This window comes from Hydrogenophaga sp. L76 (genome assembly GCF_057654755.1).
The window spans coordinates 1,786,442-1,808,066 of the sequence record NZ_CM172807.1; the positions used below are offsets into that span (position 1 = coordinate 1,786,442).

At 69.4% G+C, this 21,625-nt stretch carries 27 protein-coding genes; 17 read left to right on the forward strand and 10 right to left on the reverse strand.

Features of this window, described 5'->3' with window-relative positions; translation table 11 throughout:
- The first annotated feature begins 123 nt into the window (after positions 1–123).
- A complete protein-coding gene (locus tag AC23D4_RS08445) occupies positions 124–1,710 on the forward strand; it encodes a winged helix-turn-helix domain-containing protein (RefSeq protein ID WP_472889414.1) in 1,587 nt (528 codons plus the stop codon).
- Between the two features lie 6 nt (positions 1,711–1,716).
- Here AC23D4_RS08445 and AC23D4_RS08450 read toward each other — a convergent pair whose 3' ends face one another.
- Both AC23D4_RS08450 and AC23D4_RS08455 read right to left on the reverse strand, forming a co-directional pair.
- Entirely contained in the window at positions 1,717–2,634 is a 918-nt protein-coding gene (locus AC23D4_RS08450) for a M14 family metallopeptidase (protein ID WP_472889413.1), read from the reverse strand.
- Positions 2,635–2,664: 30 nt separating this feature from the next.
- Entirely contained in the window at positions 2,665–3,525 is an 861-nt protein-coding gene (locus tag AC23D4_RS08455; RefSeq protein ID WP_472889412.1) for a DUF3014 domain-containing protein, read from the reverse strand.
- Positions 3,526–3,700: 175 nt separating this feature from the next.
- On the opposite strand from AC23D4_RS08455, the gene AC23D4_RS08460 reads away from it, so the two are divergent.
- Positions 3,701–4,027 (forward strand): DUF2322 family protein, encoded by a 327-nt coding sequence (locus AC23D4_RS08460; RefSeq protein ID WP_472889411.1) that lies wholly within the window; start codon positions 3,701–3,703, stop codon positions 4,025–4,027.
- Positions 4,028–4,033: 6 nt separating this feature from the next.
- On the opposite strand, the gene AC23D4_RS08465 is transcribed toward AC23D4_RS08460, so the two are convergent.
- Positions 4,034–4,321 (reverse strand): hypothetical protein, encoded by a 288-nt coding sequence (locus AC23D4_RS08465; RefSeq protein WP_472889410.1) that lies wholly within the window; start codon positions 4,319–4,321, stop codon positions 4,034–4,036.
- Between the two features lie 220 nt (positions 4,322–4,541).
- On the opposite strand from AC23D4_RS08465, the gene AC23D4_RS08470 reads away from it, so the two are divergent.
- Positions 4,542–4,988 carry an SRPBCC family protein gene (locus tag AC23D4_RS08470; RefSeq protein WP_210828544.1) on the forward strand — a complete coding sequence of 149 codons (447 nt, stop codon included), beginning with the start codon at positions 4,542–4,544 and terminating at the stop codon, positions 4,986–4,988.
- A gap of 19 nt (positions 4,989–5,007) precedes the next feature.
- Here AC23D4_RS08470 and AC23D4_RS08475 read toward each other — a convergent pair whose 3' ends face one another.
- Positions 5,008–5,751, reverse strand: coding sequence for a tRNA-uridine aminocarboxypropyltransferase (locus AC23D4_RS08475; protein WP_472889427.1), 744 nt, complete (start codon positions 5,749–5,751; stop codon positions 5,008–5,010).
- Between the two features lie 61 nt (positions 5,752–5,812).
- Here AC23D4_RS08475 and AC23D4_RS08480 point away from each other — a divergent pair, with 61 nt between their 5' ends.
- The 3 genes from AC23D4_RS08480 (at position 5,813) to AC23D4_RS08490 (ending at position 8,232) form a co-directional block, all read left to right on the forward strand.
- A complete protein-coding gene (locus tag AC23D4_RS08480) occupies positions 5,813–6,274 on the forward strand; it encodes a DOPA 4,5-dioxygenase family protein (RefSeq protein WP_472889409.1) in 462 nt (153 codons plus the stop codon).
- A gap of 11 nt (positions 6,275–6,285) precedes the next feature.
- The gene (locus AC23D4_RS08485) at positions 6,286–6,903 is read left to right on the forward strand and encodes a pyridoxamine 5'-phosphate oxidase family protein (protein ID WP_472889408.1); all 618 of its coding nucleotides are present in this window, start codon (positions 6,286–6,288) and stop codon (positions 6,901–6,903) included.
- A gap of 90 nt (positions 6,904–6,993) precedes the next feature.
- Positions 6,994–8,232, forward strand: coding sequence for a GGDEF domain-containing protein (locus AC23D4_RS08490; RefSeq protein ID WP_472889407.1), 1,239 nt, complete (start codon positions 6,994–6,996; stop codon positions 8,230–8,232).
- A gap of 13 nt (positions 8,233–8,245) precedes the next feature.
- On the opposite strand, the gene AC23D4_RS08495 is transcribed toward AC23D4_RS08490, so the two are convergent.
- The gene (locus tag AC23D4_RS08495) at positions 8,246–8,968 is read right to left on the reverse strand and encodes an SOS response-associated peptidase (protein WP_472889406.1); all 723 of its coding nucleotides are present in this window, start codon (positions 8,966–8,968) and stop codon (positions 8,246–8,248) included.
- Positions 8,969–9,088: 120 nt separating this feature from the next.
- On the opposite strand from AC23D4_RS08495, the gene AC23D4_RS08500 reads away from it, so the two are divergent.
- The 7 genes from AC23D4_RS08500 to AC23D4_RS08530 all read left to right on the forward strand — a co-directional run bounded on the left by AC23D4_RS08500 (position 9,089) and on the right by AC23D4_RS08530 (position 14,607).
- Entirely contained in the window at positions 9,089–9,988 is a 900-nt protein-coding gene (locus tag AC23D4_RS08500) for a peptidoglycan DD-metalloendopeptidase family protein (protein WP_472889405.1), read from the forward strand.
- Between the two features lie 16 nt (positions 9,989–10,004).
- Positions 10,005–10,529: a pseudouridine synthase gene (locus tag AC23D4_RS08505; protein ID WP_472889404.1), complete on the forward strand. Its 525-nt coding sequence runs from the start codon at positions 10,005–10,007 to the stop codon at positions 10,527–10,529.
- A gap of 164 nt (positions 10,530–10,693) precedes the next feature.
- On the forward strand, positions 10,694–11,395 hold the full coding sequence (locus AC23D4_RS08510) for a VIT1/CCC1 transporter family protein (protein WP_472889403.1): 702 nt from the start codon (positions 10,694–10,696) through the stop codon (positions 11,393–11,395).
- 11 nt (positions 11,396–11,406) lie between these two features.
- Entirely contained in the window at positions 11,407–12,222 is an 816-nt protein-coding gene (locus tag AC23D4_RS08515) for a S1 family peptidase (RefSeq protein WP_472889402.1), read from the forward strand.
- A gap of 32 nt (positions 12,223–12,254) precedes the next feature.
- The gene (locus AC23D4_RS08520) at positions 12,255–12,887 is read left to right on the forward strand and encodes a DUF938 domain-containing protein (RefSeq protein WP_472889401.1); all 633 of its coding nucleotides are present in this window, start codon (positions 12,255–12,257) and stop codon (positions 12,885–12,887) included.
- A gap of 12 nt (positions 12,888–12,899) precedes the next feature.
- Positions 12,900–13,853: an aldo/keto reductase gene (locus AC23D4_RS08525; protein WP_472889400.1), complete on the forward strand. Its 954-nt coding sequence runs from the start codon at positions 12,900–12,902 to the stop codon at positions 13,851–13,853.
- 40 nt (positions 13,854–13,893) lie between these two features.
- Entirely contained in the window at positions 13,894–14,607 is a 714-nt protein-coding gene (locus AC23D4_RS08530) for a DUF6064 family protein (protein ID WP_472889399.1), read from the forward strand.
- 25 nt (positions 14,608–14,632) lie between these two features.
- Here the strand turns inward: AC23D4_RS08530 and AC23D4_RS08535 are convergent, their stop codons facing one another.
- From AC23D4_RS08535 to AC23D4_RS08545, 3 genes are all read right to left on the reverse strand, one after another.
- Complete coding sequence (locus tag AC23D4_RS08535) at positions 14,633–15,070, reverse strand: hypothetical protein (protein ID WP_472889398.1); 438 nt, start codon at positions 15,068–15,070, stop codon at positions 14,633–14,635.
- Between the two features lie 136 nt (positions 15,071–15,206).
- Positions 15,207–15,944, reverse strand: coding sequence for a hypothetical protein (locus AC23D4_RS08540; RefSeq protein WP_472889397.1), 738 nt, complete (start codon positions 15,942–15,944; stop codon positions 15,207–15,209).
- A 4-nt stretch (positions 15,945–15,948) separates the two neighbouring features.
- Positions 15,949–16,161, reverse strand: coding sequence for a hypothetical protein (locus AC23D4_RS08545; RefSeq protein ID WP_472889396.1), 213 nt, complete (start codon positions 16,159–16,161; stop codon positions 15,949–15,951).
- Between the two features lie 346 nt (positions 16,162–16,507).
- On the opposite strand from AC23D4_RS08545, the gene AC23D4_RS08550 reads away from it, so the two are divergent.
- Positions 16,508–16,720: a hypothetical protein gene (locus AC23D4_RS08550; protein WP_305279002.1), complete on the forward strand. Its 213-nt coding sequence runs from the start codon at positions 16,508–16,510 to the stop codon at positions 16,718–16,720.
- Between the two features lie 10 nt (positions 16,721–16,730).
- On the opposite strand, the gene AC23D4_RS08555 is transcribed toward AC23D4_RS08550, so the two are convergent.
- Positions 16,731–18,092: a tetratricopeptide repeat protein gene (locus AC23D4_RS08555; RefSeq protein WP_472889395.1), complete on the reverse strand. Its 1,362-nt coding sequence runs from the start codon at positions 18,090–18,092 to the stop codon at positions 16,731–16,733.
- A 158-nt stretch (positions 18,093–18,250) separates the two neighbouring features.
- On the opposite strand from AC23D4_RS08555, the gene AC23D4_RS08560 reads away from it, so the two are divergent.
- Entirely contained in the window at positions 18,251–19,243 is a 993-nt protein-coding gene (locus tag AC23D4_RS08560) for an AraC family transcriptional regulator (RefSeq protein ID WP_472889394.1), read from the forward strand.
- Between the two features lie 30 nt (positions 19,244–19,273).
- Here the strand turns inward: AC23D4_RS08560 and AC23D4_RS08565 are convergent, their stop codons facing one another.
- On the reverse strand, positions 19,274–20,590 hold the full coding sequence (locus AC23D4_RS08565; RefSeq protein ID WP_472889393.1) for a leucine-rich repeat-containing protein kinase family protein: 1,317 nt from the start codon (positions 20,588–20,590) through the stop codon (positions 19,274–19,276).
- A gap of 146 nt (positions 20,591–20,736) precedes the next feature.
- On the opposite strand from AC23D4_RS08565, the gene AC23D4_RS08570 reads away from it, so the two are divergent.
- Both AC23D4_RS08570 and AC23D4_RS08575 read left to right on the forward strand, forming a co-directional pair.
- A complete protein-coding gene (locus AC23D4_RS08570; protein ID WP_472889392.1) occupies positions 20,737–21,213 on the forward strand; it encodes a YeeE/YedE family protein in 477 nt (158 codons plus the stop codon).
- Positions 21,210–21,620 carry a DUF6691 family protein gene (locus AC23D4_RS08575; protein ID WP_472889391.1) on the forward strand — a complete coding sequence of 137 codons (411 nt, stop codon included), beginning with the start codon at positions 21,210–21,212 and terminating at the stop codon, positions 21,618–21,620. The genes AC23D4_RS08570 and AC23D4_RS08575 overlap by 4 nt, the downstream gene beginning before the upstream one ends.
- Positions 21,621–21,625 lie beyond the last annotated feature (5 nt).

Below are 21,625 nucleotides of genomic sequence, written 5' to 3' on the forward strand. Positions count from 1 at the left end.
CTTCAGACCCATGAAAACGGCCCTGTCCAATGTGGCCATTCGCATGACCGCCGTCCCTAAACGCATCTGAATTTGGACCAAACTTTCCTAAACCCGGACTTGTGGCTACGATGAAAGGCTCCGGTGAAAGGCAGGCTGACCGTGCTCGATCCCGTGGTTTTCGGTCATTTCGAACTCCGACCCGCGCAGCGCCAGTTGCTGAACAGCGGTGAGCCGGTGGCGTTGGGTGCGCGGGCCTTCGACGTGCTGACGGCGCTGGTGCAAAACCGGGAGCGCGTCGTCACCAAAGAAGAATTGCTGCGCCAGGTGTGGCAGGGCGTGGTGGTGGAGGAGAACAACCTCACCGTGCATGTGTCCAGGCTGCGCAAGTTGCTGGGCGCCGATGCGGTGTCCACCGTCAACGGCACGGGCTACCAGTTCACCTTGCAGGTCTCCTACGCTCAGCGTGCGCCCTCACCGGCGCCATCCACCCACGCCGATGCAGCGGCCACACCGCTGCCCCTGCCGGACAAGCCCTCGATCGCCGTGCTGCCGTTTGCGCGCATGCAGGGCGACGCGGCGCACGAAGACTTCATCGATGGCATCACCGACGAACTCATCACCGCGCTGTCGCGCTTTCATTCGCTGTTCGTGATTTCACGCAACAGCGTCTTCACCTACAAGAACCGGATGGTGGACGTGCGCACGGTGGCGCACGAGCTCGGCGTGCGCTATGTGCTGGAGGGCAGCGCGCACCGGGCTGACGCGTCGGTCCGGGTGGCGGCGCAGCTGATCGATGCGGTCACCGGCCAACAGATCTGGGCCGATCGCTACGACCGCCAGCTGGTGGACGTGTTTGCGCTGCAGGACGAGCTCGCCCGTGCGATCGTGACCGCCATGGCGCCGTACATCGAGACCACGGAGCTGAACCGTGCACGCAGCCGTCCGATCGAAAACGTGACGGCCTATGAGCTCGCGCTGCAGGCCCGTGCACGCGTGCGCGAGGGTTTGTCGCGCTCCCATGCGGCCACCCGCGACGAGGCCATCCGGATCGCCGGGCAAGCGTTGGCGCTCGATCCCCGCTGCGGGATGGCGCTGCACGCCATCGTGGACGCCCACTCGTGGCACCTGTACTTTGGCACCGCCGGGTCGATTCCGGACACCCTGGAGGCCGCGCTGAACGCGACGGCCAGGGCCCTGGCGATCGACAGCGCCGACCACCTGGCTTACCTCGGGCGCGGCTGGCTGATGCTGGTGTCGGGCCGGCTGCCCGAGGCGAGCGCCGATTTTCGGCGCGCTCTCGATCTGAACCCGAACGACCCGGTCGCGCTGGTGCGGCTCGGTATGTGCGAGGCGGTGTCGGGTGCGTGCGCGATGGGCACACGGCGCTGCCTGGAAGCGCTGCGCCTGAGCCCGCGCGACCCAGCGCGCTTCCATCTGCTGGACAACCTGGTCTGGGCGCAGTTCGCATCCCGGGCCTATGCGGAAGCGATTGACACGGCGCGGCAGTCCTTGCGCGAGGCCGATTTCGCCGGCACCCGCCTGTGCCTGGTGCTCTGCCTGGTCGGCGCGGGCGATCTGCCGGGCGCCGCGATGGAGCTGCAACAGCTGCGCCAGCTCGCACCCGCCATGGTGGAGGCCCGGCTCAGCGGGGTCTGGCTGGCCAGTGATCCGGACGTGCGGCAACGAGAGATCGATTTTCTGGATGCGGCCAACGGCTACCGCGCCTGAGTCGCGTCAGCGCTGTGCGAGCACGAAATCGATCGCCGCGCACACGGCCGCCACCTGCGCGGCGTTGCAGTGCTCGGGCGTGACGCGCGGGCTGTCGGGGTAGACCTCGGTCGTCGTGGTGTAGCGGGCGCCCGTGATGCCGGCGCACAGGCCGAGCGACTTCAGCGGGTAGCGGATCACGCCGCGGCCGAACTGGGGCGAGCCGATGAGGCCGCCCTGGGTGTCGGACGGCGCGATGTGCGTGACGCGCTCCACCGCCGCGATGATGGCCTGCTGGAATTCGGGCTGCGGGTTCTCGGTGTCGTCCACGAGGTAGAAGCCGTCCGGGATGTGCACGGGGGTGTACGGCACACCATCACGCGCTGCCTTCGCCGGGCTGAACTCCGACGCGTCGGTGTCGGTGGTTTCGTGCAGGTCAATGTGCACATCAAACTGGCCCAAGGGCGCCACCAGCCGCATCAGCGCGGCGGATTCCTGCGCCGCGCTGGGTTCCTTGAACGAGCGGTTCGGGTCGATGGCGTCGAAGTTCCAGCGGTGGATGCGTTCGTAACCCCAGGGGCTCACGCAGGGCGCCACCAGCAGGTTCACCCGGCCGGTGTAGGCCTCGGCGTGCTGGTCCAGGAAGCGCAGCGCACCATGCACGCCGCTGGTCTCGTAGCCGTGCACGCCACCCGTCACGAGCACGCCTGGCAGGCCGGGTTGCCATTCCAGGCTCTGCAGGGCGAAGAGCGGATACACATCGCTCCCGTACAACACCTCCCCATAGGGCAGGACCTCGAAGCGCGCGCGCAGCCGCTCGAACACGATCAGCACATCCTCGGCGTAGCTGCGCTGGCGCACCAGCTGCGCGCGCCAGGCGGCCACTTCAGCGGGCCCCCAGGCCTGGCCAGGGGTGCCGATGGGATAGAAGGCGGGATGGGTCATGGGCGGTGTTTCCGTCGGTGGCCAGGGCGCTCAGGGCTTGGCCACACGCTGGCGGATGTCTTTGAGCTTGGCCTGCAAACGCCGCTGGTTGTCCGGGCCGGTGCGCAGCAGCATCTTTCGCCCGGCCGACAAGGACTCCAGGGCCGGGTCGGCCAGTTCGTAGCGCACCCAGGGGCGCGTTGACGGGACGGTGCCTTTGACGTCCACGAGGGTGACGCCCAGCGGTTCGGTGGGCACCGGTGTGGCGATCAGGTGGTCGAGCACCTGGACCAGCCGGTCGTTGAAATAGCGGCCCGGAAAGCCCAGCTCTTCGTAGGCCTGCTGAAACAGGGGGTAGAGGCTGCGGTAAAGGTCCACGGCCTTGCCGGTGTCCACCGATTCGATCATCAGCACCAGCGGCACATAACGCTGGCTGTTGCCGGGGTGGATGGTTTCAACGCCGTTCTCACCGCGTTGCGTGGTGAAACGCTGGGGCGTGGGGATGACGGGCCAGACCATCACCGGCGCCTGCGAGCGCGCCAGGTTGTCCACCGTGGCCACCGCCCGCCGCACGAAGCCGTCGAGCTGCAGGAAGGTGAGCAGGTTCTTGCGGCTGAGCAAGCCCGAGAGCAAGCCGCTGACGTGTTCGTCGGAGCCGTCCAGCGCGGGCAGCGCGGTGGGCTCGCTGGCGGCATCGGCCACCGGCGCCTCGACGGGGTGCTCAATGGCGGGGGCTGTGGGCTCGGAGACCACCGGCGCAGGTGGCGCTTCCGGGGCGGCGGCCGAGGGCGCAGCGACCGGGGCCAACGGCGCCTGCACGGGCTTGAACTGCTGCCAGCCGAAATAGCCCGCCACGGCGAGCGCGACCAGGGCAGCGATGAGTACGGGGAGCCGGGAAGTCGGTGGGTTCATGCCTCGTCACCTGGGTGATGGTTGGGAGGCTGCCCATCCTACACCGCGGTTTTCATGAGCCGGCGCTGGCGCACAAGGTTGCACACAGCGGCCGTCTATGAACGGCACAACAAAATTTCGCATGGTTTACATGAATCGGGAAGAATCGGAGCCACTGCGAAAACCCTGAACCAGCATGAACTTCACCGAGCGACTCAAGACCCTGCCCGCCACCCACCACCTCGCCGCGCTGCAACTGCTGGACGCCCACGGTGCGGTGTTGGCCACGATTGAAAACAGGCCGGGCCAGACCGGTTCGCTGGCGGTGTACGCCGCCCTGGCCGCGATGCACGGCGGCCGCATCACGCCCGAAGCCGCGGCGCTGGGGCTGGACTGGTACGCGGAACACACGGCCGATGCGCGCACGCACCCGGGCAAACACCCGAACATCGACCGCCTGCTGGCCTGGACACAAGGCACGGCGAGCTACACCGTGCGGCCGGTGCCAGCGGCGAGTGTTTGAGCGTCGTCAGTCGACCCAGCTGACCACAGGGCCGAGCCTGCGTTCGGCCATGAACACGGCCTCGCGCAGCGAGAGGGCCGCGCCGCCGTCCTGCCAGGGCATGGGTGTGTGGGGCTTGTCGAAGCGGATGTAGTAACACTCCACGGCGTGATCGCCGGCGAGTTCGGGCGGGTCGTCGGCGTTGCCGGTGCCGTACAGGGTGTGGTGGCGCACGATGCGCACATGGCAGGTGGTCACGCCGCCGTAGAACCACAGCCCTTGTTTGACGGGTGAAAGTTGGTCAACGTCTTTCATGTCGCCTGCCCCCTTGAGAGTGAACACCCGGGACGCCGGCCGTGCCGCCCCACGGGGCGGCCATGCCGTGCAGACCATGATAGGCACAGGTGGCCGTTGCGCCAAGCTGGGTAACACGGGTTTGTCGAAACCGGGCACCCTGCTTCGTCGTAGGCTGGTGGATGCGCCAGCTGTCCGCCGCTTCACCCGTCACCCCCAACCGCCACCCAGGAGATTCCCCATGACCACCGGCACCGTCACCCTGCACCGTGTGTTGACCGCACCGCCCGAGCGCGTGTACCGCGCTTTTCTCGACCCGGACGCGATGGCCAAGTGGTTGCCGCCGCACGGCTTCACGGGCCGCGTGCTGGAGATGGACGCGAAGGTCGGCGGCATCTACCGCATGCAGTTCACCAACCTGAGCAGCGGCCACGTGCACGCCTTTGGTGGCAAATACCTGGAGCTGGTGCCCAATGAGCGCATCGTGAACACCGATGTGTTCGACGACCCGAACCTGCCCGGCCAGATGATCACCACGATCACGCTGAAAGCGGTGTCGGTGGGCACGGAGCTGACCGCGGTGCAGCAGGGCATTCCGGCCATGATCCCCACCGAAGCCTGCTACCTGGGCTGGCAGCAGTCGCTGCAGCTGCTGGCGCTGCTGGTGGAGCCGGAGATTCCGGGCTGAGCGCGGTCCCGCCTGCGTTTCAGCGCGCAGGCATCGCCAGCGCCTGCAGGCGCTGGTGCGGCTCGCTGGCCCAGTCCAGCGGCAGCTGCTGCCGGATGCTGAGGTAGTGGTCGGTGAACACGTCGAGCCAGGCGGCGAGCGTGTCGGCGGCACGCTGTTCTCCGGCCAGTTCGAAACACAGCGCGGCCACTTCGGAGGTGCAGAAGTGGTGCTCGTGCGTGGAGCGGCGCAGCCGGTAGTTGGACACCTGTTCGGGATGCAGGCTGAGCACGGGCAGGCGGTCCAGATACGGACTCTTGCGAAACATCTTGCGCGCCTCGGACCAGGTGCCGTCGAGCAGGATGAACAGCGGGCGCTGGTCGCCCTGCCCGGCTTCCTTGTCTTCAACCGGTGGCAGCGCGGTCACCACGCGCCCGGGCTCCACGTAGTCGCCGGGGAACACCACATACGGTTGCCACTGCGGATCGGCCAGCAGCGCCAGCAGCGCCGGGTCCACCGCGGTGCGCGCCCAGCCGAAGGCCCAGGTGTCGGCCACCACGTCGGCGATCAGCCAGCCGGTGTTGCTGGGCTTGAGCGCTTCGATGTCACCCATGATCAGGCACACGCCGGCGCGCGTGGGCACCTGCGGGCGCAGCGAGCAGATGCAGTGGCTGGCAATGAGCCGGCAGCTGGGGCAGCGCCCCAGACCGGAGCCGCGGGCCACGTAAGGCTTGGAGCTGACGGCCAGACGCGCGGTGCGCAGGCGCGAGACGGCGTGGCTCATGGGCGTACCTTCGCCCTGCGGGCTGCGTGCCCGCAGGGCTGGATGGGTGACAGGGGTGGTCATGCGGGGACTGTATGCCAGTGGCGAGCTGCACGCCCTCGGCACGGCACAGCGTGCGCTGAAATCTGCCATCATGCCGCGCATGAACGACGCCACCACCGCCCCGCCCGACACCGCCATCCACGGCTGGCACGCCCACGTGTACTTCAACGCCGACACGCTGGCGCAGGCACGCACGCTGTGCGAAGCGGCGGCCGCAGCGTTCCCCCTGAAGATGGGCCGCGTGCACGAGAAACCGGTGGGCCCGCACCCGGACTGGAGCTGCCAGCTGGCCTTCAAGGCGGCGCTGTTTGCCGACGTGATCCCCTGGCTGACGCTGCACCGCGGCGGTCTGGTGGTGTTCATCCACCCGATCACCGGCAACGACCTGGTGGACCACCGCGACCGCGCCATCTGGATGGGCGCGGTGCGCTCGCTGGACCTGAGCGTGTTGCCCGAGCGCTCGGTGACCTACGACCTGTAAGCCCTGAAGCCATGAACATCACCACCCTTGAAGCGCTGCGCGCGCTGTACGACCCGGTGCGCGAACGCTCGGCCAAGAAGGAACTCCCTCAGCTCGACGTGCACGCCACGCGCTTCATCGGCCTGTCGCCGCTGGTGGTGTTGTCGAGCGCGGGGGCGAACGGCGCGCTGGACGCGTCGCCGCGCGGCGGTGAGCCGGGCTTCGTGAAAGTGCTGGATCCGCAGACGCTGCTGATCCCCGACGCGCCGGGCAACAACCGGCTCGACACGCTGGAAAACATCGTGCAGACCGGCCAGATCGGCCTGCTGTTTCTGGTGCCGGGTATGGACGAGACGCTGCGCGTGAACGGCAGCGCGCTGCTGACCACCGATGAAGCCGACCGCGAGCGCAGCGCCGATGCGAGGCGCGTGCCCAAACTCGTCATCCGCGTGACGGTGCGGGCGTCTTACCTGCATTGCGCCAAGGCGCTGATGCGATCGGCACTCTGGGATACCAGCCGCCAGGTTGAGCGCTCGGTGATGCCGAGCATGGGCGAGATGCTGCGCGACCAGATCGGCGAGCGCATGAGCGCGGAGGCGCCGGTGGAGACACAGGAACAGATGCTGGAGCGCTACCGGCAGACGCTGTAGCGGCGTGCGTTCGTGGGGTGTCGCAGCTCAGACACGCATTCGATAGATTCCCGCGATTCTGGTTGGGCCATGGCAACCATAATCGGGCGCATGCCTGTTTCTGAAATCGCCATCTGGTCGGCCATGCTCGGGGGTCTGTTGACGCTGGCGGCGCTGGCGCTGGGTGACGCGCTGGGCAGCCGCAGCACGGGCGCGATGCGCAACCTGTGGTTTGTGGTGCTCACTGGCGCGAGTTGCGTGGTCATGTCGGGTTTGCCGGAAGCCTTGTTTCCAGCCCTGCCAGAGCGTCCGCTGATGGTGCTCAAAGCCAGTCTGGGGCCGCTGGCGGGCGGCGTGGCCCTGTATTTCCTGGGTGGCTGGCTGGGCGGTGCGCGCGAGGACGCCCTGGCGCACCGCCTCACCGCCTGGGGGGGCGCTGCCGTGTTCCTGACCGCGATGGCGCTGGCGCTGCTGGCCAGCCAGGTGTCGCGTGACCACTTTCGTCCGGTGCTGCTGGCGGCCGCGGTGGTCAACATGGTGCCGGTGTTGCTGGCGCTGATCGCGGTCATCCGGGCCACCCGGCGGGGCGATCCGCTGGCGCGCTGGATGGTGCTGGCGATCGTGTGCCTGGCGGCCATGGTGAGTGGCCTGTACCTGCGCGGCCTGGACGCACCGGGCCTGGGTTCGGGCTTCTGGCTGCTCACGGCGCTGGTCACCATGGTGTATTTCCTCACGGCCACGGTGCTGGGTTTTGTGCGCAACCGGCAAAACCGCAAGCTCGCCCGCCTCTCGCGCGTGCAGCAAGGCGCCGATCCGGTCACTGGGCTCTACACCGGCTCGGCCCTGATCGCCGAGGTGGAACACGTGTTCTGGCGCACCGCCCGCCAGCAGGGCGAATGTTCGGTGATCTGCGTGAACGTGAGCAATCTCTACGAGCTGACCGATTCGGCCGGGCCGGGTGTGGAGCACCAGATCCTGGTGACGCTGGCGGCGCGCGTTCGCCGCGCGGCCGGTTTCCGTTGCGTGGTGGGTCAATACCACCCGCGCTGCTTTGTGGTGGTGATGTTCACCGACAAGCACGCCGCGCCGCTGACCGAAACGCTGGCCCATTTGCGCTTCATGGTCGGCGCGTCGCTGCCGGTGGTGGATGAGTATCAGACGCACCACACCTTCCAGCCGCGCCTGGGCATCGGGGTGGTCACCCACGCCCCCTCACACGCGAAGCCGATGGACATCCTCAACGAGGCCGAGCGCCTGGCGCTGGCGCAAATCGCCAACTGGTCCCGCCCTCAGGGACCCGATGCGACCACCGAGCACGAGATCGTGACCGCGCCACAGCCGCTGCGCTGAGGTCCGCGGAACGCTACTTTTTTTCGACCGGGTTCGCCGTCAGCCAGTTGGCCGGGTAGGCGCGCAGGAATTCGCGCGCCTTCTCGGGGTGGGCGGCGTTGAGCCAGGCGTCGTAGCCCCCTTCGTTCAGCACCGCGGGCATGCGTTTTTCACTGCCGGGCTGCTGGTAGCGGTGCATCAGCGCGTGGCTGTTGGCGTTGACGGTGAGCAGGGTGTAGCTCACGATGACTTCGCCGCCGGCGCCGGTCCAGCTTTCCCACAGGCCCGCCACGCCCATGGGTTGGCCGTCCACGCGGCTGATGCGCGTGGCCACGGCTTTGCCGCTGCGGAAGTCGTCTTCAAAAAACGCCATCATCGGCACGATGCAGCGCTGCCCGGCGAGCCAGGCTTCGCGCAGGTTGTTGGAGGTGGTCACGGTTTCGCTGCGCGCGTTGACCAGCTTGGGCGAACGCAGCTTGGCATCGGACGCCGACTTCACCCAGCGCGGCACCAGGCCAAACTGGCCGGCCACGAGTTCGCGCACCAGCGGGGGCGCCGGTCGGGGTTCCTGCGGTTCCTGAACTTCCGCCGGTTCCACGGGTTCCACGGGTTCGGCCACGGCAGCGGCCGCCTTGCGGATGAACACCCCCGGCTTGCGCGGCCAGAGGTCGGGCCCCACAGGGGATTCGGGGGCCTCGACATGGAAAACATCGGGATAAAGGGAGGCGAGCCGCAGGCTCTCGGTGTGAACGGTCATGCGGCCATGCTAGCCGACCGGACCGCCGGCCCACCCGCGGTTCACCGCCGGCCCGATCGGTGGCATGCTTGGAGCGCCCGCCACGCCCTGCCGATCGTCCAACCAGCGCACCCGCCTCCCATGCTTCAGAACCCCCTTGTGCCACCTGCTCAGTCGACCCGCTCCCGCCGCTCCGTGGTGCGGGGGGCCGCGGGCGCCGTGGGGCTTCTGCTGCTGGGTAACTGGCGCCTGGCCTCAGGGGCCGGGGAAGCGGCGGCCGAGGCGAACGTGCCCCAGGTGGCGCCGGTGCCGGGCGGCATCGTTCGCCTTTCGCTGGGGCCATCGCAGGAGCGTCCCCGGGCCTGGGCGGGCGAGGTGCCGCTGCTGGTGCTGGGCGACCCGATCGAATGGTCCGCACTGGTGGGCATCCCGCTGTCGGCCACGCCGGGCGAGGCGCGCATCGTGGTGCAGATCGACGGCCAAGCGCCGCGCGAACAGGCCTACACGGTGGTGCCCAAACGTTACGCCGAGCAGCGCCTGAAGGTGGCCCCGAAAACGGTGGACCTCTCACCCCAGGACCTGGCGCGCTTCGAGCGCGAACGCGACCACCAGAAGACGGTGATTGCCGTGTTCAGCGAACCGCTGCCGGCGAGCCTGCGCATGCGGGTGCCCACGCCGGGGCGGCGCTCCAGTTCCTTCGGGCTGCGGCGTGTGTTCAACGGCCAGTCGCGCAATCCTCACAGTGGCATGGACATCGCCGCACCCACCGGCACCCCGGTGGTGGCGCCGCTGGCGGGCCGGGTGATCGACACCGGCGACTACTTCTTCAACGGCCAGACGGTCTGGCTCGACCACGGCGGTGGCCTGCTGAGCATGGTGTGCCACCTGAGCGCGATCGATGTGCGGGTGGGCGACACGCTGCTGGCGGGCGAACGCCTGGGCGCCGTGGGCGCCACCGGCCGCGTGACCGGGCCGCACCTGCACTGGGGCGTGATGCTCAACCGAGCCATGGTGGATCCGGCGCTGTTTCTCGCTGAATGATGGAGCGAGCGCCACCATGCTGATCCGCTTCAACAAACCCTACGGCGTGCTCAGCCAGTTCACACCCGAAGGGCGCTGGCGCGGACTCAAGGACTTCATCGACCGGCCCGGCGTGTACGTGGCCGGCCGGCTGGACGCCGACAGCGAAGGCCTGCTGCTGCTCACCGACGACGGCCAGGAGCAGGCGCGCATCGCCGACCCGCGCCACAAGATGGAAAAGACCTACTGGGTGCAGGTGGAGGGTGTGCCCGACGAAGCCGCGCTGGCCGCGCTGCGCCGCGGCGTGAAGCTCAACGACGGCCCCACCCTGCCAGCGCGCGCCCGCGCGATGCCGGAGCCACCCGGGCTGTGGGAGCGGAATCCGCCGATCCGGGTGCGCAAGGCGGTGCCCACGGCCTGGATCGAGCTGGTGATCCGCGAAGGCCGCAACCGCCAGGTGCGCCGCATGACGGCGGCGGTGGGCTTCCCCACGCTGCGCCTGATCCGCGCCGCCATCGGGCCCCACACCCTCGACGGACTGGCACCGGGCACCTGGCGCTGAATCGCCGGCCAGCGACCCGGCGACCCGCCACACAACCCGCGGTGGCCACAAACACCCGCGGTCATGTACCCTGCACCACACCCCCGGTATGTTCGACAGCGGACAGATCGCGCCGGGTTGGCCTCCTACACTGGGGCCCGACGAAGAACCGCAAAGGACTGCCCATGCCCTCCCGCTGGCGACACACCGAACGCCACCGAACCGACCGCATCGGCTGGCTGCGCGCCGCCGTTCTCGGCGCCAACGACGGCATCGTCTCCACCGCCAGCCTGGTGCTGGGGGTGGCGGCGGCGAGCGCCGACCACAGCAGCATCCTGCTGACCGGGGTGGCCGGGCTGGTCGCTGGCGCCATGTCGATGGCCGCGGGCGAGTATGTGTCGGTGCATTCGCAGGCCGACACCGAGGGAGCCGACCTGGCCCGCGAGCAGGTCGAGCTCGATGCCGACCCGGCCGCCGAACACCGTGAACTCAGCGCCATCTATGCCGGGCGCGGTCTGGACGCCGAACTGTCCCGGCAAGTGGCCACCCAGCTCATGGCACACGACGCATTGGGCGCCCATGCGCGCGACGAACTGGGCATTTCAGACACCCTGAGCGCGCGGCCGGTGCAGGCCGCGCTGGCCTCGGCCGCCAGCTTCGCGGCGGGTGCGGCGCTGCCGCTGGCGGTGACGGCACTGGTGCCTGGGCCGGGCCTGATCGGCTGGGTGGCGGGCTCGTCGCTGCTTTTTCTTGCCCTGCTCGGCGCCCTGGCCGCACGCGCCGGCGGTGCCCGCATGGGCCTGGGCGCCTGGCGCGTGGGCTTCTGGGGGGCGCTGGCCATGGCCATAACAGCCGGCGTGGGCGCCCTGTTTGGTGCTGTGGTCTGAACAGACTCTTCATGAATACCGAACCACCCATGAACCCCACCTCGCCACCACCACAAACCCGCAACGCGTCTGCCACGGTGGACCCGCTGTTTCTGGCCGCGCCGCGCGTGTCCACCTTCCTGCGCAGCTACGCGCTCACCAACGCCAGCGGTTTCTTCTTCCAGCGCGACGAGCGCCTCTACCTCGTCACCAGCCGCCATGTGGTGATCGACGAAGCCACCAGCCACCTGCCCGACCGGCTGGAGATCGAGGTGCACCTGGACGCCAGCAACCTCACCCGCTCGACCGGGTTTTCGATGCTGCTCTACAACCAGGGCGCGGCGGTGTGGCGCCAGGGCCGCGACGGCGGCAGCGAGATCGACGTCGCCGTGCTGGAGCTGGACCGCAGCCAGCTGCCGGCCGGCGCGATCATCCGCGCCTTCACCCCGGCCCACCTGCAGACCTCGTTTGCCAGCGTGCCGGTGGACGCCTCGCTGCTGGTGGTGGGTTTTCCGCTCGGCTTTCACGACGCCGTGCACCACCTGCCGGTGGTGCGCCAGGCGGCGATCGCGTCGCCCTATGGCATCCGCTTCCAGGGGCAGGGCTTCTTCCTGACCGACGCGCGCACCCACCGCGGCACCAGCGGCGCGGCGGTGGTGATGCGCGACACCGCGCCCACCCCCGAGACGGCCGAGCTGCCCTGGAAGCTGCTGGGCGTGCATTCGTCGCGCATGGACATGGGCGACCGCGACCGCGTGCTCGACGAGTCGCTGGGCCTGAACTGCGCCTGGTACGCCGACATCCTGCTGACCCTGACCACGCCCCGGACGGCCGGCAGCCCGGTCTGACGCCCGCCCCCCGGTTCCGCCGCGCCACGCCCATGAGTACCCTGCCGTTCAGCCCCGCCGCCGACCGCAACAAGCAACCGATCCTGGAGGCCTTGCGCGAGGTGCTGCCGACCCGGGGCCGCGCACTGGAAATCGCCTCGGGCACCGGGCAACACGCGGCCTGGTTCGGCGCCGGCCTGCCCGGCTGGACCTGGCAACCCACCGAAGCAAACAGCACCGCACTGCCCGCCATTGCGGCCCGGGTGCAGGAGGCCGGGGCCGGCAACGTGCGTGCGCCCTGTCTGCTCGACGTGATGAAGCCGCGGTGGCCGAGCGACGAAGAGACCCTGGCCAGTGCGTTCGCCTTGCCCTTCGATGCCATCTTCTGCGCCAACCTGCTGCACATCTCGCCCTGGGCCACGTGCCGATCACTCATGCAGGGCGCCGGGCGCCACCTGGTCAAGGACGGCGGTCTGCTGCTGATCTATGGGCCGTTTCTGGAGGACGGCGTGCCCACCTCGCCCGGCAACCTGGCCTTTGACGAAAGCCTGCACGCGCAGAACCCGGCTTGGGGCCTGCGCCGCCGGGACGCGGTGGAAGAAGAAGCCCTGCGCTGCGGCCTGGGCCTGGGCCTGCGGCTCGCCATGCCGGCGAACAACCTGCTGCTGGTGTTCGGGTTTCGCTGAACCGGGCTGCACATGGACACACCGCGCACGCATTCGCCGGCCCCGGTCGCACCGGACCGCCGCCGCTGGCTGGCCACATCGGCCCTGCTGGCGGGCCTGCCCGCCTGGGCCACGCGTGCAACGGCCCAGCCTGCACCCAGCCCCCTGACGCGCCCCATCCCTTCCAGCGGCGAAGCGCTGCCGGTGGTGGGGCTGGGCAGCTGGATCACCTTCAACGTGGGCAACGACCCGGTGGCCCGCGATGGGTGTGCCGAGGTGGTGCGCGCCTTTTTTGCCGAGGGCGGCCGCCTGATCGACAGCTCGCCCATGTACGGATCCTCGCAACCGGTGATCGGCCATGCGCTGGCGAAACTGGGCCACCCGGCCACGCTGTTTTCGGCCGAAAAGGTGTGGGTGGGTGACGCGGCACGCGGGGCCGGGCAGATGGCGGCTTCGCGGGCGCACTGGGGTGTGCCGCGCTTCGACCTGATGCAGGTGCACAACCTGCTGGCCTGGGAGGAACACCTGCCGCGGCTGCAGGCGATGAAGGCCGCGGGCCAGTTGCGCTATGTGGGCATCAGCACCTCCGAAGGCCGGCGCCACGCCGAGCTGGAGCGCATCCTGCGCACGCAAGCGATCGACTTCGTGCAGCTCACCTACAACCTGGTGGACCGCGAGGTCGAGCAGCGCCTGTTGCCGCTGGCGCAGGAACGGCGCATCGCCGTGATCGTGAACCGGCCGTTCCGCCAGGGTGACCTGCTGGACCGGTTGCGCGGCCACCCGCTGCCGGGCTGGGCGCGCGAGATCGGTTGCGACGGCTGGGCCCAGGTGGCGCTGAAATTCGTGGTGTCGCACCCGGCCGTCACCTGCGCCATTCCCGCCACCAGCCAGGTGGCGCATCTGCGTCAGAACATGGGCGCGGCGCGCGGACGCCTGCCCGACGCCACCCTGCGCGCGCGCATGGCGCGGGACGTGGCGGCGCTCTGAACACCCACGTGCTGCACGGCACAGCAACCCCGAGCCAGCCATGAGCGAATGGTGGACCTACCGCCCGGCCGATCTGCTGATGTTCGCGCCGCGCACCTATTGGCGCCTGTTCGAGCTGCAGAACCAGGCGCTCTGGCCCATGCCGGTGCTGACCACGCTGGTCTTTCTGGCCGTGGGCCTCGGCCTGCTGCGGCGCAGCGACACCGCCCTGCGGGCGGGCACCGCGGCGCTGGCGTTGTGCTGGGCGCTGGTGGCCTGGAGTTTTCTCCTGCAACGCTACGCGGCCATCAACCCGGCGGCCACGGTCTCGGCTGGCGTCTTCGCCGTGCAGGCCCTCGGCCTGCTCGTGCTGTCGGGCGCCAGCAGCCTGCGCACCACGGCCCACCCCCTGCGCTGCGGGATCGGCCTCGGCTTGCTGGCCTGGGCGCTGCTGCTGTACCCCCTGCACGCAATGGTCGCGGGCCGGTCGCTGGTGCAGGCCGAGGTGTTTGGTTTCGCGCCCGACCCGACGGCGATCGGCAGCCTGGGTCTGCTGCTGAGCGCGGACGCGAGAGGACGCTTCGCGCGCGGACTCCTGGGGGCGCTGCAGGGGGTGGCGGTCGCCTGGTGCGTCGTCAGCGCGGCCACCTTGTGGACCATGGGATCACAGCAAGGCTGGGTGCCCCTGATCGCCGCCGTGATCGCGCTGGCCGTGCGCTGGCACTGGCCCCACCCATCGGACCGGCGGCCAACGGGAATCGCCAGCCGCCGATGAACGGCGCTGTTGCGCCGCGATCCGGTTATCTGGGCGCGGGCATCGGCGCTTGCATGGGGGCCCGCATGGGCGCCGGCGCCGGAACCTCGGTCACCAGTTCACGCAACAAGCCGCCGGCGGCCACGGAGCCCGTTTCGTTGCCGTCGCCCCGCGCCCTGCGCTCGCAGAGCATCTTGTCGTCGGGCGACATATCCTTGCAACGCTGGAGGGCGTTGCGCGCCAGTTCTTCGGGTGACGTTCCGGTCGACCGACGGCCCTTCAGGGCTTCGGCGCGCACCGCACCGGCCTCGCGCAGGCAGGCCGTGCGTTCGTGCATCGACGCACTGTCGAGACAGGCGGCGCGGTCTTGCTGGTAGGTCGCATCGATCGCCGAGCGCGACTGCGCGAAAGCGACAGGCGACAACATGAGCAGGGCAGCGCTGGCCAGCAGACCACGGGTCATGGAATGGGACAAGAGGGACATACGGTCTCCTTTGGAACAGGGAAAAAAGCGTGCGGTGGCGAGCCGCCGCATCACCGGAACAAAGTAACGCCCGCGCGGCGGTCCGTCTGTGCACCAGCGCACAGTGCGCGGCAGGTGCCAAGCTGCCAGCCGCGGTTCAGGAAGGCATTGCATGCGTGATGGGCCGCGCCTGGAACCCGAACACCTGCTGCAGCGATTTGTGTTCCGGCAGCACGTAAATCACGGCATGCCGGCCCGAAAACATCGGACGGATGTGCGCGTCGTAAAAATCGGCCGGCACGTTGATGCAGCCGTACGAAATGCGCTTGTCGGCGACGGAGGGCGATGCGAGCCGCTCCAGCCGGCGCTCGGTGGGTTGGGTGGTGCGAACCCGGTGCATCGACACGGCCGCACCGTGATCGACCCACACCACGTCTTCGCCGGTGTGGTTGCGGCCTGCCATGCCCACGAAGCGGCCCGCGGGCGTGGTGCGCTCCTCGGGCCTGACCTCGGCGATGGGCCGCGAGCCGATGCCCGGCACGGAGTCGTCGCCCGGCGCCGAGCCCAGCAAGACCGGCGTGGCATCGCGCAGGCGCGCCGCCGCGTCAAACACATAGAGCCGGGCCGCCTTCTTGTCGATGACGACGAACGGCTGGCCGCTGTGGTTGCCCGTGCCGGCCACCCAGTCCACCACCTGGCGGGTGGCGACCGAAGCCGGCGTGTGGCCAAAGTCGGGCAGGCGCCCGGCGCTGACCGGAGCAGCCACCTGCACCAGGACCTGTTGAACGGGCGGAATCACCAGCGCCAGGATGGCCAGGCCCGCCAGCAAGCCGCGCCGGACGTCCTCGGCCATGCCCCGGCGCGAGGCGTCCGGCGGTGTGTCGTGCCCGTCCATCGGATCAGTTGCGGTCGGCCCGTTCCATGGGTTCGTTCATCATGGCGCCGGACGTTGCGGCGTCCGGTGCGGGCGTGACCGCGGCGTCCGCGGGTGTGGTCATCGGCGTTTGCGCCTCGGCGGCAGGTTCTGGCGCGGTCTGGGCATAGGCCCAGCCCACCGCGCCCACGACAGCCAGGGCGGTCACCGACGAGGTGAGAAGTCTGGAAGCAATCATGACGGGTTCCTTCAGCGTTGCTGCACACGGCAGGGGAATGGCGAACCCGGCCGGAAAAACCGGCCGGGTTCCGCTTGGAACCGGTGTCCGGGGTCGTGGTTCTCTTTCAACAAAGGTGGTTACTTGTGGTTCATTCCGGACAACGGGAATTACAAAAAAGCACACGACCCCATCGACCACACCGGGCCAGGCCCTCGATACTCCGCATGAATGTCCGGTCTTGTCGGGGCCGCACACCGAAGAACGCCCGGATGGGTCAAAAATGGCCTGCTCTGTCTGGCAACGAACAGACCCTGGTTTCGCCCCGCGGCGAAGCTGATTGCATCACCTTCAGAGGGAAATCCAGATGGCACAAACCGCACGCATTGTTGGCAAGGTCGAATACCGCGAAGGCGACGGTCCGAACATCGCCATCCGCCCCGGACCGGTGGAGGTGACCCAGGGGCTGAACGACGTCACGCTGAGCTGGGTCGACGAAGAGACCCACGGCGTGGCGGCGATGCCCCTGACCGACTTCAAACGCTACGTGGCCGAAGGCCATATCCGTCTGGACGCCTGATCCACCCGGTTCACTGCGTCACCGCGACCCGTCTGGCGGCCCGCTGGGTTGCCGGGACCCCGGTCGCCCGCGCCCGCCGCAGGAAACCGCGGTTGACCGGGCTGTGCGGCCTGAGCGCCAGGCGTTCGTTGGCCAAGGCTTCGGCCATGCCGCGCTGGCCGGCACGCAGGGCGGACTCGGTCAGCGTCCAGTCGATGATGTCGCGCTGCGCATGGCTGCCGCCAAAGCGGTTGGCGAAGTACCGCGCGCGGTAGAGGTGCTGCACCGCGTTGTCGTGTTCACCGCGCCAGTGCGCGGCAAAACCTTCCACCAGGTCGTGCCCGGTGTCGGCGGCCCAGCGAGAGACCTCGCTGGCGCCATCGGCGCTGCGCATGGCATCGCGCAGGCGCTGCACGTCGCTCTGGCGGTCGGCACCCAGGTAGGCCATCACCGCGTGCCAGTCGTTGAACGGGTAGAGGCGGCCATCGGCGTGGGCGTCCCAGGTCTGCGCCAGCTCGGTCCAGCGACCGCCCACATCCACTCCCGTGAGCTGCAGGCGCCACAGCAGGGCCGAGGCGTCCACCAGGTCGAGCACCACGGCGCTCGGCGTCTTGCGCACGGTGCCGTCGTAGAGCGCGAGCACGGCGTCCGTCTGGCCCAGCTCCAGATGGCACAGCGCACCGTGCCAGGCGTTGTGCACCTTGAAGAAATTGTCATCGCCCGACCAGTGCGGTTCGCGCGCTTTCATCCAGCCGATGCCGTCCTGCGCGCGGCCCTGCATCTCCATCACATGCGCCACCGCGTGGTGCGCCCAGCAGTCCAGCGGCTGCAGGTCGAGCGCCTCGCGACCCACCGCTTCGGCGCGCGCGTAGTCGCCACTTTCTTCCAGTCCAAATGCGTACATGCCCAGGACGATGGAATAGCCTGGCATGTCGGCCGACCAGTGCGGCAGCACGCGCGCGATGCGGTCGCGCAGGTTGCGCGCACTGGCGCGGTAGAAGTCGATCAGGTGCCCGGCCTGCAGCGCCACGATGTCGTAGGGGTGCCGCGTGTGGTGCAGGTCCATGGCCAGGGCGGCTTTGGTCCATTCGCCCTGCAGCACGCGCTGGATCACGCCCACATGCGAGGCTTCGCGTTCGTTCATCGGCAGTGGCCGGAGGTTCTGCAGCACCTCTTGCGCCATGGCGACGCAACCGGGCTCGGTGGCCAGCGCCAGCATATGGGCCTGGAGGATGTGCGCCATGGCAAAACGCGGCGCGGCGGCGGTGGCCTGCGCCAGGCTGGCCATGGGGTCGCCGCGGTACAGCTGGAAGGCCGTGACGGCCTGTTCGTAGAAGGGCAAGGCTTCGGTGGTGGCGCCGCTCAAGGCGTGGCCCTGGGTGTCGGTGATCATGGGGAGGCTCCTTGAATATGTGGTTGCGTGCCGGCCGTCCGGGGGTGGCTTGGCCGCTGGCCGGTGTTGCGCCTGCGGGGCCGGTAGGGGTACTCTAGAAGTCTGACGGCGCACCCACAATGCCCAGGGCGCCGGCATTTGTCACCGAAACGCCGCCCATGCTGGAAGACCGCCCCGCCGATCCGCTGACCGAGATCCTGCGCGCCATGCGCCTGACCGGTGGCGTGTTTCTGGAAGCGGCTTTCACCTCACCCTGGTGCGTGGTGTCCAAGGTGTCGCCCGAAGACTGCGCGGGCTACCTGCCGCTGCCGCGCCACATCATTGCCTACCACTTCGTTTGCGAGGGCGAGCTGCTGGTGCAGGTGGTCGGCGGTGTGCCGATGAGCGCGCACCGCGGCGAGATCGTGATCCTGCCGCGCAACGACCACCACCTGCTCGGCAGCGAGCTGGCGTTGGCGCCCATTGATGTGAACGACCTGTTCGAACCCGGCGACGGCAGCCGGCCCGGGCGCCTGGTCCATGGCAACGCCGATGCCGCGGACACGCGTTTTTTCTGCGGCTTCCTGTCGCACAACCAGCCTGACGACCCGTTGCTCAGCGCCCTGCCGCGTGTGCTCAAGGCGCGGATGGAAGATGCGGCAGCAAGCGAGTGGGTCGAGAGCTCGTTGCGCTTCGCCTCACGCCGGCCTGCGCCGGACGAAAAGCTGTCGCCCGCCGTGCTCGGCAAGCTCGCCGAGTTGCTGTTCATCGAGGCGGTGCGCCAGTACCTGCAGGACGACCCCGCCACCACCGGCAGCGGCTGGATCGCCGGGCTGCGCGACCCCCGGGTGGGCCGCGCGCTGGCCCTGCTGCACGGCCAGCGGGAACGTGCCTGGACCACCGAAGGCCTGGCGCGCGAGGTGGGGCTGTCGCGCTCGGCTTTTGCCGAACGCTTCACCGGACTGGTGGGCGATCCGCCCATGCGCTACCTGGGCAAGTGGCGCCTGCAGCATGCAGCGCGGCGCCTGCTGGAAACCACCGAACCCATCGCGCGCATCGCCGGGGAAGCAGGCTACGAGTCCGAGCCGGCCTTCCACCGCGCCTTCAAGCGCGAACACCGGATGACGCCCGCCCGCTGGCGGAAACAACACGCGATGGCCGGCGACGCCTGAACCGGCTGCACGCCAAAACGGCGGGCTTGTTCAGCGGCCCAGGGTGTCGAGGTCGCCGGCGATGCCGGCCATCTCGGGTCGAGCGGCCGGGTCGGTGTGCAGGCAGGCGGTGGCGAGACCGGCCAGACGGCCCAGCGCCGGCGATGCCGTGGCGCCAGCGCTCTGGGCGTGGGCCACCAGTTCCTCCAGCAGGCAGCCGAAGGCGCGCACGTCCAGCGCCAGCAGGGCGCGGCGCAGCGCGGGCTGGTCGTCGGGCAACAGCGTGGCGCCGCCGAGATCGCTGAGCATGGCGTCGCCGCTGGCCGGGTTCCAGAGGATGTTGTGCGCGTAGAAATCGCCGTGCATCACGCCGCGCTGTTGCAGATGGGCCAGCGCGCTGGCCATGGTGCGGGCCACGCGCAGCGCGGCGCTGGCGGGCAGGGTGAAGCCGGGCGCATACACGTCGCGCGTGCAGCTGTCGAAGCTGGGCGGGCCGGCGAGGTTCACCAGTTCGGGCGGCAGCAGCGGCAGCAGCATGCCGTGCACGCCTTCGGGGTGCGCGCTCAGTTCGGCGCTGGGCGTGCACAGCGCGGGGTGTTGCCCGGCGGCCTGGCAAGCGGCGAGTTCGTGTTCGGGCAGGCCGTCGCTGGTGACCGCTCCCTTGAACAGCTTGAGCGCCAGCGCTTCGCGGGCACCGCCGTCCACATGCGCTCGGTGGATGTGGCCGGAAGCACCCTCGCCCAGCCGCTCGGCCACGCGCAGCCGGCCCCAGGCGATGCGGGGCAGCGGCGCGGGCGCCGCTCGGTGCCAGCCCAGCGGGTTGCCCGCCAGGGCCAGCCAGGCCAGGCGCGGCAGTTCGGTGAGCCAAGCGGGCAGCTCGGTGAAGCGGTTGGCCGACAGGCGCAGCAGCTCCAGCCGCTGCGCGTTGGCCAGCCCCGGCGGCAGTGCGTCGAGGCGGTTGCCCGCGAGCATGAGCTTTTGCAACGCCGGGCGCCGGCCCAGTTCGGCGGGCAGTTGTTCGATGGCGTTGTCGGTCAGGATGAGCCAGCGCAGCTTTGGCGGCAGCGCCGCGGCGGGCACGTGCTGGATGCGGTTGGCCTTGAAGCCCACCATCTCCAGCGCCGGGCAGTCGCCCAGCACCTCGGGCAGGTGGGTGAACGCGTTGCTGGAACAGAAAACGATCTTCAGCCGGTGCAGCCGGCCCAGGTCGGGCGGCAGTTCACGCAGGCGGTTGCCGGTGAGGTTGAGCACCTCCAGCGTGTCGGCGAGATCCAGCACCTCGGGGGGCAGTTCGGTCAGGCCGCAGCTCAGGTCGAGCCGGCGCGTGCCGGCGAGCGCGCCGCTGCGCAGTTGTTCAAGGGTGTGCATAAGCGTGGAGACATGGAACCGGATCGGCCACCGTGGTCGCCGATTATCCGGCGCCCAACAGCGCCCATGCCCCTGATGCCGTTGCCACTTTGGCGTCTGCAGCAAGCTCTCATCGGGCGCAGGCCCGACATGGATAATCCGCCGCCATGGAACTCTCCCTCACCAACCTCTTCCCCCTGGGCTGGCAGCACTACCTGCTCGGCGGCCTGCTGATCGGCGCCGGCGTGTCGCTGCTGTTCATGTTCACCGGCCTGGTGGGCGGCATGAGCACGGTGTTCACCAGCTCCTGGTCCTTCGTGTCACGACGGCCGTTCTTCCAGCAGGAGCGCTTCACCGGTTCGCGCGGCTGGCGGCTGGTCTACGCGGCCGGACTCGTGCTGGGGGCGCTGGTCTGGTGGCTCGTTTTTTCGGATGGCACACCGCTGTCCACCGGGGTGCCGGTGTGGATGCTGCTGCTGGGCGGCTTCTTCGTCGGCTACGGTGCGCGCCTGGGCAACGGCTGCACCTCGGGCCATGGCATCTGCGGCCTGGGTTCGCTGCAGCTGCCCTCGCTGCTGGCGGTGCTGACCTTCATGGCCACGGCCTTCATCACGGCCAACCTGGTCGCCTGGGGGTTGGCATGAGTCCGATGAAATTCCTCGCCGTGCTGGCGGGCGGCGCGCTGTTCGGTTTTGGCCTGGCGCTCTCCACCATGGTGCAACCCGAGGTGGTGCTGAGCTTCCTGCGTTTCCAGGACGCTGGCCTGATGCTGGTGATGGGCGGTGCGGTGCTCGTGACCCTGCTCGCCTACAGGCTGCTTCCCCGCCTGCTCGCCAGCCCACTGCTCGGTGGCTATTTCCACCAGCACGTCGCCCACTGGAACCGCGACACGCTGGTGGGGTCGGCCTTGTTTGGCGTGGGCTGGGGCCTGTGCGGCGTGTGCCCCGGTCCGGCCATCGCGGGCCTGGGCACGGGCAACTGGAGCCTGCTGTGGGCACTCGCCGGCATCGCCATCGGCGCGCTGGTGCAGGGTCTGCGGGCGAAGGCCTGAAACCC

Bases quoted from the DNA above. Each gene is read 5' to 3' on its own strand.
- AC23D4_RS08460 (WP_472889411.1), top strand. From the start codon at position 3,701: ATGAACTTCACCGAGCGACTCAAGACCCTGCCCGCCACCCACCACCTC.
- AC23D4_RS08520 (WP_472889401.1), top strand. From the start codon at position 12,255: ATGAGTACCCTGCCGTTCAGCCCCGCCGCCGACCGCAACAAGCAACCG.
- AC23D4_RS08480 (WP_472889409.1), top strand. From the start codon at position 5,813: ATGCGGGGACTGTATGCCAGTGGCGAGCTGCACGCCCTCGGCACGGCA.
- AC23D4_RS08510 (WP_472889403.1), top strand. From the start codon at position 10,694: ATGCCCTCCCGCTGGCGACACACCGAACGCCACCGAACCGACCGCATC.
- AC23D4_RS08555 (WP_472889395.1), bottom strand. From the start codon at position 18,092: ATGATCACCGACACCCAGGGCCACGCCTTGAGCGGCGCCACCACCGAA.
- AC23D4_RS08535 (WP_472889398.1), bottom strand. From the start codon at position 15,070: ATGTCCCTCTTGTCCCATTCCATGACCCGTGGTCTGCTGGCCAGCGCT.
- AC23D4_RS08570 (WP_472889392.1), top strand. From the start codon at position 20,737: ATGGAACTCTCCCTCACCAACCTCTTCCCCCTGGGCTGGCAGCACTAC.
- AC23D4_RS08565 (WP_472889393.1), bottom strand. From the start codon at position 20,590: ATGCACACCCTTGAACAACTGCGCAGCGGCGCGCTCGCCGGCACGCGC.
- AC23D4_RS08455 (WP_472889412.1), bottom strand. From the start codon at position 3,525: ATGAACCCACCGACTTCCCGGCTCCCCGTACTCATCGCTGCCCTGGTC.
- AC23D4_RS08495 (WP_472889406.1), bottom strand. From the start codon at position 8,968: ATGACCGTTCACACCGAGAGCCTGCGGCTCGCCTCCCTTTATCCCGAT.
- AC23D4_RS08550 (WP_305279002.1), top strand. From the start codon at position 16,508: ATGGCACAAACCGCACGCATTGTTGGCAAGGTCGAATACCGCGAAGGC.
- AC23D4_RS08470 (WP_210828544.1), top strand. From the start codon at position 4,542: ATGACCACCGGCACCGTCACCCTGCACCGTGTGTTGACCGCACCGCCC.
- AC23D4_RS08525 (WP_472889400.1), top strand. From the start codon at position 12,900: ATGGACACACCGCGCACGCATTCGCCGGCCCCGGTCGCACCGGACCGC.
- AC23D4_RS08515 (WP_472889402.1), top strand. From the start codon at position 11,407: ATGAATACCGAACCACCCATGAACCCCACCTCGCCACCACCACAAACC.
- AC23D4_RS08545 (WP_472889396.1), bottom strand. From the start codon at position 16,161: ATGATTGCTTCCAGACTTCTCACCTCGTCGGTGACCGCCCTGGCTGTC.
- AC23D4_RS08560 (WP_472889394.1), top strand. From the start codon at position 18,251: ATGCTGGAAGACCGCCCCGCCGATCCGCTGACCGAGATCCTGCGCGCC.
- AC23D4_RS08530 (WP_472889399.1), top strand. From the start codon at position 13,894: ATGAGCGAATGGTGGACCTACCGCCCGGCCGATCTGCTGATGTTCGCG.
- AC23D4_RS08490 (WP_472889407.1), top strand. From the start codon at position 6,994: ATGCCTGTTTCTGAAATCGCCATCTGGTCGGCCATGCTCGGGGGTCTG.
- AC23D4_RS08500 (WP_472889405.1), top strand. From the start codon at position 9,089: ATGCTTCAGAACCCCCTTGTGCCACCTGCTCAGTCGACCCGCTCCCGC.
- AC23D4_RS08505 (WP_472889404.1), top strand. From the start codon at position 10,005: ATGCTGATCCGCTTCAACAAACCCTACGGCGTGCTCAGCCAGTTCACA.
- AC23D4_RS08465 (WP_472889410.1), bottom strand. From the start codon at position 4,321: ATGAAAGACGTTGACCAACTTTCACCCGTCAAACAAGGGCTGTGGTTC.
- AC23D4_RS08475 (WP_472889427.1), bottom strand. From the start codon at position 5,751: ATGAGCCACGCCGTCTCGCGCCTGCGCACCGCGCGTCTGGCCGTCAGC.
- AC23D4_RS08575 (WP_472889391.1), top strand. From the start codon at position 21,210: ATGAGTCCGATGAAATTCCTCGCCGTGCTGGCGGGCGGCGCGCTGTTC.
- AC23D4_RS08485 (WP_472889408.1), top strand. From the start codon at position 6,286: ATGAACATCACCACCCTTGAAGCGCTGCGCGCGCTGTACGACCCGGTG.
- AC23D4_RS08450 (WP_472889413.1), bottom strand. From the start codon at position 2,634: ATGACCCATCCCGCCTTCTATCCCATCGGCACCCCTGGCCAGGCCTGG.
- AC23D4_RS08540 (WP_472889397.1), bottom strand. From the start codon at position 15,944: ATGGACGGGCACGACACACCGCCGGACGCCTCGCGCCGGGGCATGGCC.